2 protein-coding genes are annotated in these 10,331 nt (G+C 74.4%); both read right to left on the bottom strand.

Annotation, left to right across the window (positions count from 1 at the left end):
* Positions 1-7: 7 nt before the first annotated feature.
* Entirely contained in the window at positions 8-4,750 is a 4,743-nt protein-coding gene (locus ABZS71_RS21640) for a type I polyketide synthase (RefSeq protein ID WP_356212460.1), read from the bottom strand.
* Positions 4,750-10,155 (bottom strand): SDR family NAD(P)-dependent oxidoreductase, encoded by a 5,406-nt coding sequence (locus ABZS71_RS21635; protein WP_356212496.1) that lies wholly within the window; start codon positions 10,153-10,155, stop codon positions 4,750-4,752. The genes ABZS71_RS21640 and ABZS71_RS21635 overlap by 1 nt, the downstream gene beginning before the upstream one ends.
* Between the last annotated feature and the right edge of the window lie 176 nt (positions 10,156-10,331).

Genomic DNA, 10,331 nt, shown 5'->3' with positions numbered 1-10,331 from the left:
TCGTGGATCACGCCGAGCCGAGTTCGTTGTCGATGAACGCGAAGACGTCGTCGGCGGAGGCGTCCTCCAGGCGCCCCGCGATCGACGCGCCGCCCTCGGCCAGGGTCTGGTTCAGGGCGCCGAGCACCGCCTGGACGCGGGCGGTGATCCGGCCCTGTTCGATGTCCTCGGCGGTCAGTTCGCCGAGCCTGGCGGCCACCCGGTCCAGCTCCGCGAGCACCGAGTCCATGGAGGTGCCGGCCCCCGCCAGTTCGGTGCCGAGGTGCTTGGCCAGCGCGGCGGGCGTCGCGTAGTCGAAGATGAGGGTAGCCGGGAGGGAGACCCCGGCCGCCGTGCTGATGCGGTTGCGCAGATCGACGGAGGCCAGCGAGTCGAAGCCGAGGTCGCGGAAGGCGGCGGTCGGCTCCACCCCGTCGGTGCCGCCGTAGCCGAGGACGGTGGCGGCCTGGCCGCAGACCAGGTCCAGCAGCGCGCGGTCGTGCTCGCCGGCGGTCATCCCGGCCAGCCGCTGGGCGAAGTCGTCCGGTACGGAGGAGTCGCCGCCGGCCGGGGCGATGGACCGCACCTCCGGCAGATCCGCCAGCAGCGGGCTGGGGCGGGTGGAGGTGAAGGCGGGCGCGAACTTCGTCCAGTCGACGTCGGCCACGGTCACCGTGGTCTCGCCGGTCTCCAGGGCGCCGCGCAGGGCGGTGATGGCGCGGTCGGGGGCCATGGGCGCCATGCCGAGGGCCCTGCTCGCGTCGCGTACGGCCCCGTGTCCGGCCATGCCGTCGCCGTCCCAGGGGCCCCAGGCCACCGAGGTGGCGGCGAGGCCCGCGGCGCGCCGGAAGCCGGCGAGCGCGTCGAGGTAGGCGTTGGCGGCGGCGTAGTTGGCCTGGCCCGCGCCGCCCACGGTGGCGGTGAGCGAGGAGAAGAGCACGAACGCCGTGAGGTCGAGGTCCGCGGTGAGCTCGTGCAGATGCCATGCCGCGTCGGCCTTCGGGGCGAGCACGGCGGCGAACCGGTCGGGGGTGAGCGCGTCGAGCACACCGTCGTCCAGCACACCGGCCAGATGCATCACGGCCGTCAGCGGGTGCTCGGCGGGGACCGACTCCAGCAGTGCGGCGAGGCTGTCCCGGTCGGCCACATCGCAGGCGGCGAGGGTGACCTTGGTGCCGGTCTCGGACAGCTCCTTCACCAACTCCACCGCACCCGGGGCCTGTTCGCCACGGCGGCTGGTGAGCAGCAGATGCTCGGCGCCCTCGGCGGCCAGCCGGCGGGCGACCGCGGCGCCGACCGCGCCGGTGGCGCCGGTGATCAGAACGGTGCCGGTGGGCTGCCAGGGGGTGCCGGCGCGCGGGGCGGCGTGCTCCAGGCGGCGGCCGTACGTACCCGCCTCGCGCACCGCGATCTGGTCCTCGCCGGTGGCGGAGGTGAGCGCCGCGGCGAGCCGCTCCAGGGTGCGCGGGCCGAGCTCCCCGGGCAGGTCGACCAGGCCGCCCCAGCGCTCGGGGTGTTCCAGTGCGGCCACCCGGCCCAGTCCCCAGACCTGCGCCTGGTGGAAGCCGGCGGCGCTCGCCATCGGCTCGTGGGCCATGGCGTCCTTGGTGACACACCACAGGGGCGCGGTGGCGTCGACGTCGCCGAGGGCCTGGACGAGGGCGGCGGTCGCGGTGAGCGGGAAGGCCGGCGCGAGCAGGGACAGCACACCGTCGACGTCGCACCGGTCCGCGAGCAGTCCGGCGATCCCGGCCCGGTCGCTCGCCTCGTCGGACACGGCGAGCACCTCGACGGTCAGGCCACGGTCGGCCAGCCCGCTCAGCACGGTCCGGACCCAGGGGTCCTGCGCGGACGGCTCGGGCACGACGGCCAGCCAGCGGCCGGTGGGCAGCGTGTCGTCGGCCCCGGGCAGCATCCGCCAGCCAATGCGGTAACGCCAGCCGTCCACGGTGGAGTTGGCCTGCCGCTGGTCGTGCCATGAGGCGAGGGCCGGGACGAGGGCGGCGACCGAGGACTCGTCCTCGGTGCCGAGGGTGTCGGCGATACCGGACACGTCCTGCTCGCGCACCAGCCGCCAGAACGCCTCGGCGCCGTCGTCCGCGTCCTTCGCCGGCGCCGGGGCGAGCGAGGGGGCGTTCTCCCAGTGACGGTCGCGCCGGAAGGGGTAGGTGGGCAGGGACACCCGCCGGCCGCCCTCGAACACCACCGACCAGTCGGGGCCGGCCCCGCGGAGGTGCATCCGGCATACGCCGTCGATCAGCGCGCGGGCCTCCTCCCGGTCGCGGCGCTGGGTGGCGATCACCTCCGCCACGGCATCCTGGGCCATTCCGGTGAGCACCGCGTCCGGGCCGATCTCCAGGAACCGGGTGGCGCCCTCGGCGGCCAGGGTGCGGACGCCGTCGTGGAAGCGGACGGCCTCGCGGACATGGCGGACCCAGTAGTCGGGCGAGGTCAGCTCGTCGGGCCCGGCCGGCCGACCGGTCACATTGGATACGACGGGCAGCTTCGGCGCGTGGAAGGTGAGCTTCTCCAGCACCTGGCGGAACGGCTCCAGCATGGCGTCCATCCGGTGCGAGTGGAACGCGTGCGAGACCCGCAGCCGGGTGGTCTTCTCGAACCGCTCGGCGACCTTCAGCACCGCCTCCTCGTCACCGGACACCACGACCGAGCGGGCGCCGTTGACGGCCGCGATGTCGACGCCGTCGGTGAGCTGCGGAGTGACCTCGTCCTCGGTGGCCGGCAGTGAGACCATGGCGCCACCGGACGGCAGCTCCTGCATCAGCCGGCCGCGCGCCTCGACCAGGGCGCAGGCGTCCTCCAGGGTGAGCACCCCGGCGACATGCGCGGCGACGACCTCGCCGATGGAGTGGCCGCCCAGCAGATCCGGGCGCAGGCCCCAGCCGTGGAGCAGCCGGTACAGGGCGGTCTCGAAGGCGAACAGGGCCGCCTGGGTGTACCGGGTCCGGTGCAGCAGCTCCGACTCGGGGTCGAACATCACCTCGCGCAGCGGACGGTCGAGAGGGCCGTCGAAGGCGGCGCACACCTCGTCCAGGGCCCGTGCGAACGCGGGGAAGCCGTCGTACAGTTCGCGGCCCATCCCGGCCCGCTGGGAGCCCTGGCCGGAGAAGAGGACGGCGAGCCGACCCGGTTCGGCGGCGGCCACCGGCGCCTCGCGGCCCTCGGCCAACGCACGCAGCCCGTCGAGCAGTTCCTCGCGGTCGCGGCCGGTCACGGCGGCGCGGTGGGTGAACTGCGAGCGGGTGGTGGCGAGGGAGTAGCCGATGTCGAACGGGTCCAGGTCACCCGCAGCGGCCAGCAGCCGGGTCGCCTGGGTGCGTACCGCGTCGGCGCTCTTGGCGGACAGGATCCAGGGCACGACCGGCAGTCCGGCGCGCTCCGGGGCCTCCTGCTCCCAGGCCGCGGGGGCCTCTTCGATGATGGTGTGCGCGTTGGTGCCGGAGATGCCGAACGAGGAGATGCCCGCGCGGCGCGGCTGACCGAAGCTCTCCCACGGCCGGGCCTCCGTCAAGAGCTCGACATCGCCCGCGCTCCAGTCCACTGCGGTGGTCGGCCGCTCGGAGTGCAGCGACTTGGGGAGCACCCCGGCGCGCATCGCCATGACCATCTTGATGACGGCGGCCACACCGGCGGCGGCCTGCGGGTGCCCCATGTTCGACTTGATCGAGCCGAGCCACATCGGCCGCCCCTCGGGCCGGTCCTGACCGTATGCGGCGATGACGGCCTGCGCCTCGATGGGGTCGCCGAGCGTGGTGCCGGTGCCGTGCGCCTCGACCACGTCGATCTGGTGCGGGGCGAGCTGGGCGTCGGCGAGCGCCTGGCGGATCACCCGGATCTGCGCGGGGCCGCTCGGCGCGGTCATGCCGTTGGAGGCGCCGTCCTGGTTGATGGCGCTGCCGCGGATCACGGCGAGCACCTCGTGGCCGTTGCGGCGGGCGTCCGAGAGCCGCTCGACGAGCAGCATGCCCGCGCCCTCGGCCCACGCGGCGCCGGCGGCGTCCTCGGAGAAGGAGTGGCAGCGGCCGTCGGGCGACAGCGCCCGGCGCTCGCTGAACTCGATGAACATCTCGGGGCTCGCCATGACGGCGGCGCCGCCGGCCAGCGCGAGGGTGCACTCGCCCTTGCGCAGCGCCTGGCAGGCGTTGTGCAGGGCGACCAGCGAGGCGGAGCACGCGGTGTCCATGGTGACCGCGGGCCCTTCGAGGCCGAGCGTGTAGGCGATACGGCCGGAGACGATGGAGCCGGAGATGGTGCCGCCCACGTAGTCGTGGTGCATCAGGCCGACGTACACACCGGTCGGCGAGCCCTTCACGGACAGCGGGTCGATCCCGGCCCGCTCGAACGCCTCCCAGCTCACCTCCAGCAGCAGCCGCTGCTGGGGGTCGGTGCCCGGCGCGTCCTTCGGGCTGATGCCGAAGAACGCGGGGTCGCAGTCGGCGGCGTCGTGCAGGAATCCGCCGTGGCGCACATAGCTCTTGCCCGGCTTGCCCTGCTCGGGGTCGTAGATCTCCTCCACGTCCCAGCCCCGGTCCACGGGGAAGCCGGTCACGACGTCGACGCCGTCGTCCACGATCTTCCACAGATCCTCGGGCGAGCGGGCCCCACCGGGGTAGCGGCAGCCCATGCCGATGATGGCGATGGGTTCCCGGCTCCGGTCCTCCAGCTCGCGCACGCGGTGGCGGGTCCGCTCGAGCTCGGTCGTGGCCCGCTTCAGGTAGTCGCGGAGCTTGTCGACGGTGGCCGCTTCTTCCATCACCGGTCTCCCAGTTCGTTGTCGATCCGAGCGAAGAGTTCTTCGTCGGTGGCGGCACCGAAGTCCGCCGCCGGCCGCGCCGCTGCGTCCGCCCGGCCGTGTGTGTCGTGCCAGGTCCGCAGGAGGGCCTCGAGCCGCGCGGTGATGCGGCGGTGGGCGCCGTCCTCGTCGGGCACGGCCGCCAGGGCGGCTTCGAGCCGGTCCACGTCGGCCAGCGTCGACCGGGCCAGATCGGCGGGCCCGGGGACGAGTTCGGCCTTGAGGTAGGCGGCCAGGGTGACCGGCGAGGGCTGGTCGAACACCAGCGTCGCCGGGAGGGAGAGGCCGGTGGCCGCGCCCAGGAGGTTGCGCAGTTCCACGGCCGCGAGCGAGTCGAAGCCCATGTCCTGGAACGCCCGTCCGGGGTCCACCGACTCGGCCGACGCGTGTCCGAGGACGGCGGCGACATGGGCGCGGACGAGTTCGAGCAGGGCCCGGTCCCGTTCGGGCTCGGGCAGCGGGGCCAGCCGGTCCCGCCAGGACCGGTCGCCACCGGATCCGGCGCCGGGGTCGGCGGTCTTCCGCCGTACGCCCCGGACCAGGCCGCGCAGCAGGGCGGGTACGCCGTCGGCCCGGGCCCGTACCGCGGCGGTGTCCAGGCGCATCGGCACGACTACGGCGTCCTGGCCGTCGATGGCCGCGTCGAAGAGGTCGAGGCCCTGGTCGGCGGTGAGCGGGGGCAGCCCGAGCCGGCGCATGCGCTCCAGGTCGGCGGCGTCCACCTGGTCGGCCAGGCCGCCGACCTCGGACCACAGGCCCCAGGCCATCGACACGGCGGGCAGCCCGGCGGCGCGGCGGTGCGCCGCCAGACCGTCGAGGAACGCGTTGGCGGCGGCGTAGTTGGCCTGGCCGCCACCGACGAGGAGTCCGGCGGTCGAGGAGAACAGCACGAAGGCGGTGAGCTCCCGGTCCTTGGTGAGCTCGTGGAGGTTCCAGGCCGCGTCGACCTTCGGTCGCAGCACCCGCTCCATCTGCTCGGCGTCGAGGGTGGCGAGCGTGCCGTTGTCGACGACACCGGCCGAGTGGACGACGCCGTGGATGTCATGGCGGTCGAACAGACCGGCCAGCTGGTCGCGGTCGGCGGCGTCGCAGCGCGCGATGGTGACCTCGGCGCCCCGTTCCACGAGCTCGGCGCGGAGTTCGGTGGCGCCGGGGGCGTCCTCGCCGCGCCGGCTGGTCAGTACCAGCCGGCGCACGCCGTGGCCGGTGACCAGATGACGGGCGATCAGACTGCCGAGACCGCCGGTGCCACCGGTGACCAGGACGGTCGCGTCGGGGCCCCAGTCCGGCGGGCCGCCCGGTTTGGCCCTGGCCAGCCGTGGCACCCGCAGTTCGCCGTCGCGTACCGACACCTCGGGCTCGCCGCAGGCCAGCGCGGCGGACAGACCGGCCGTACCGTCGGTGTCCACCAGCAGGAAGCGGCCGGGGTTCTCCGATTCGGCGGCGCGCACAAGGCCTGCCAGCGGGGCGTGGGTGAGGTCGTCGGCGCGCAGCAGCACCGCGAGCCGCGAGCGGGCGAACCGCTCGTCGGCGAGCCAGGTCCGCACGGCGCCAAGCGTCTCGTCGATCCGCGCGCGCACCGCCGCCGGGACATCCCGGGTCCGGTCCGGGGCCGGGTCGGGCGTGGCCACCGGCCAGACGACGACATCGGGCACCGGGGCGCCGAGGGATGCCAGGTCCGGGTGGACCGGTACGCCGAGGCCCAGGTCGCCCTGGCCGCACACGGCGAGGGACACCGTGGCCGCGGCAGCCACCGGGCCCGGCAGCGGAACCCGGTCGAGGCGGAACAGCGACTCCTCGGCCTCGCCCGCCAGTTGGCCGGCCGACACCGGGCGCGCGACCAGCGTCGCCACCGAGGCGACCGGTGCCCCGGTGCCGTCCGCGATGGTGAGCGACACCGCCTCCGGGCCTGACGGGGCGAGGTGCAGCCGCAGCGTAGAGGCGCCGGCCGCGTGCAGGGCGACCCCGCCCCAGGTGAAGGGGAGCACCGCCTGGCCGTCGCCGAGGTCGAGCAGATTGACGTGCAGGGCCGCGTCGAGCAGGGCCGGGTGGATGCCGAACGCACCGGCCGTGGCGCGTACCCCGTCCGGCAGGGTGGCCTCGGCGAACAGTTCGTCGCCGCGCCGCCACGCCCCGCGCAGCGCCTGGAACGTCTCGCCGTAGCCGTAGCCGACCCGGGCGAGCCTCGGGTACAGCTCGTGCAGGTCCAGCTCCTCCGCGTCGGCCGGCGGCCAGGCGGTCAGATCGGCCGCCCGGGTCTCACCGGCGGTCGCCAGGATGCCGCTCGCGTGACGGGTCCAGGGCGCGTCGGGCGCCTCGGCGGGGCGGGACCAGACGGTGAGCCGGCGGCGTCCTTCGTCGTCGCCGCCGACCGCCACCTGCACGGCCATCGCGCCACCTTCCGGCAGGACCAGGGGCGCCTGAAGGGTCAGTTCCTCGACCACCGCGCAGCCCGCCCGGTCGCCGGCCTGGACCGCCATCTCGACGAAGGCGGTGCCGGGGAGCAGAACGGTGCCGTGCACCATGTGGTCGGCGAGCCACGGCTGCGCGGACAGCGACAGCCGGCCGGTCAGCACCAGGCCGCCGGACTCGGGCAGTTCCGCCATGGCGCCCAGCAGGGGATGACCGGCGGAGGTCTGGCCCAGGCCGCTCGCGTCGCCGCTGTTGCCGGTCGCCTCCAGCCAGAGCCTGCCGCGCTGGAAGGGGTAGGTGGGCAGATCGACCCGGCCGGCGCCGTGGGCCGCGAACAACGTGGCCCAGTCGACCGGGACTCCTGCGGTGTGCAGCGTGCCGAGCCCGCCGAGGAACGCGCGCTCCTCGTCACTGTCGCGCCGCATCGTCGCAACCGCGGCGATCTCGCCTCCCGCGCACTCCTGGGCCATCGCGGTGAGCACCGCGTCCGGGCCGACCTCCACATAGGTACGGACGCCGAGCTCCTCCAGCGCGCCGACCGCCGCCGCGAACCGCACTGGGCGGCGGACGTGATCCACCCAGTAGTCGGGCGAGCCGAGCTCCTGGGGCCCGGCCACGGCGCCGGTGAGCGTCGAGACCACGGGGATGTCCGGGGCGTGGTACGCACGGGCCTTGGCGGCCTCGCCGAACTCGGCGAGCATCGGCTCCATCAGCGGCGAGTGGAAGGCGTGGGAGACCTTCAGGACGTTCGTCTTCCCGAACCGGGCGGCGAGCTCCATGACCGCGGCCTCGTCGCCGGAGACGACCACGGACCGGGGCCCGTTGACCGCCGCGATGCTGATCCGGTCCTCGTGGCCCGTGAGCAGCGGCAGCACCTCGTCCTCGGCGGCCCGGACCGCGACCATGGCGCCCCCGGCGGGAAGCCGGCTCATGAGCCCGCCGCGCGCCAGGACCAGCGCCACCGCGTCCTCCAGCGACAGCACACCGCAGACATGGGCGGCGGCCAGTTCGCCCACCGAGTGGCCCACCAGGTAGTCGGGGCGTACGCCCAGCGACTCCAGCAGCCGGAACAGCGCCACCTCGACGGCGAAGACGGCGGCCTGGGCGTAGTCGGTGCGGGTCAGCAGCTCGGGGTCGGACTCGATCACGTCGGTGAGCGGGCTTTCGAGCCGGGGGTCCATCAGCGCGCAGACCGCGTCGAAGGATTCGGCGAACACGGGGTGGTTTCGGTACAGCTCACGGCCCATGCCGATGCGCTGGGAGCCCTGGCCGGTGAAGAGGAAGGCCACCTTGCCGCCGACCGGCGAGGCGCCGGGGTGGGCGGCGAGTCCGGCGAGCAGCTCCTCGGTGTCGGCGCCGACGGCGACCGCGCGGTGTTCCCACACGGAGCGGGTGGTGGCGAGGGAGAAGCCGACATCGGCCGGGCTCAGCTCCGGGCGGCCGGCGAGCCAGGCGCGCAGCCGGCGGGTCTGGTCGGCGAGCGCCCGCGGGGTGCGGGCCGAGACGATCCACGGCACCACGGCGGCGCCCGTCCCCTTCTTCTCCGGGGCCCCGTCGCCCTCCCCGGCAGGCGGCGCCTGCTCCAGCACCACATGCGCGTTGGTGCCGCTGATGCCGAAGGAGGAGACCGCCGCGCGGCGCGGGCGGTCCACGTCCGGCCAGGCCTGACGCTCGGTGGCCAGCTCCACGGCTCCGGCGCTCCAGTCGACCTCGGCGGTGGGCTCGTCGATGTGCAGGGTGGGGGGCACCACGCCGTGGCGCATCGCCAGCACCATCTTGATCACACCGGCCACCCCGGCGGCCGCCTGGGTGTGGCCCAGGTTGGACTTGATCGAGCCGAGCCACAGCGGCCTACCCTCAGGCCGGTCCTGGCCGTAGGTGGCGAGCAGCGCCTGGGCCTCGATCGGGTCGCCGAGTGAGGTGCCGGTGCCATGCGCCTCGACCACGTCGACGTCCACGGGGGTGAGACCGGCGCCGGCCAGCGCCTGCCGTATCACCCGCTGCTGGGAGGGGCCGTTGGGCGCGGTCAGCCGGCTGCTGGCGCCGTCGGAGTTGATGGCGCTGCCGCGGATGACGCCGAGGATCCGGTGGCCGTTGCGCTGGGCGTCGGAGAGCCGCTCGACCAGCAGCATGCCCACGCCCTCGCCCCAGCCGGTGCCGTCGGCGGAGGCGGCGAACGCCTTGCAGCGGCCGTCGGGGGACAGTCCGCGCTGCCGGCTGAAGTCCACGAAGGTCTCGGGGGTCGACATCACGGTCACCCCGCCCGCCAGGGCGAGCGTGCATTCGCCGGACCGCAGCGCCCGGACCGCCCAGTGCAGTGCCACCAGCGAGGACGAGCAGGCCGTGTCGATGGTGACGACCGGTCCTTCGAGACCGAAGGTGTAGGCCACGCGGCCGGAGGCGATGCTGGCGGCGCTGCCGTTGGCCAGATAGCCGTCGAGGTCGTCGGGGACCGAGTGCAGCCGGGTGGCGTAGTCGTTGTACATCACCCCGGCGAAGACGCCGGTGCGGCTGCCGCGCAGCGCCGACGGCACCACGCCGGCGTCCTCGAACGCCTCGTAGGAGGTCTCCAGCAGCAGCCGCTGCTGCGGGTCCATCGCCAGCGCCTCGCGCGGGCTGATCCCGAAGAAGTCGTGGTCGAAGTCGGCGGCGTCGTGCAGGAAGCCGCCAGTGCGGGCGTAGGTCCGGCCGGCCCGTGTGGGGTCGGGGTCGTAGAGGGATTCGACGTCCCAGCCCCGGTCGGCGGGGAAGTCCGACACCGCGTCGGTCCCGGCGGCCACCAGGTCCCACAGCTCGTCAGGAGTGCTGACACCGCCGGGGTACCGGCACCCCATACCCACGATGGCCACGGGCTCGTTCACGCGGTGCTCGAACTCGCGCAGCCTGCACCGCGCTTCACGCAGATCCGCGGCCGTCCGCCTGAGGTAGTCGAGCAGTTGGTCCTCGTTGTTCACCAGCGCAGCCATCCGATCGGAATCGAAAGAAGCTTCCCGGGCATGGCGGCCGTTCCGGGTTCTCGGTCCGCGCTCCCCCTGCCAGTCGGAGGCTAAGGAGCGACAGACGGCCATCCAACCCCTACCGCCCCCAGCGGGTGCCCCGGCCCCGAACGGTCGCCTTTCCGGGGGCGGGA

Source organism: Streptomyces sp. NPDC005393 (assembly GCF_040606675.1).
In the GTDB taxonomy this organism is placed as follows: Bacteria; Actinomycetota; Actinomycetes; order Streptomycetales; family Streptomycetaceae; genus Streptomyces.
The sequence above is the reverse complement of the archived record's forward strand: the minus strand, read 5'-3'. Positions and strand labels throughout refer to the sequence as shown.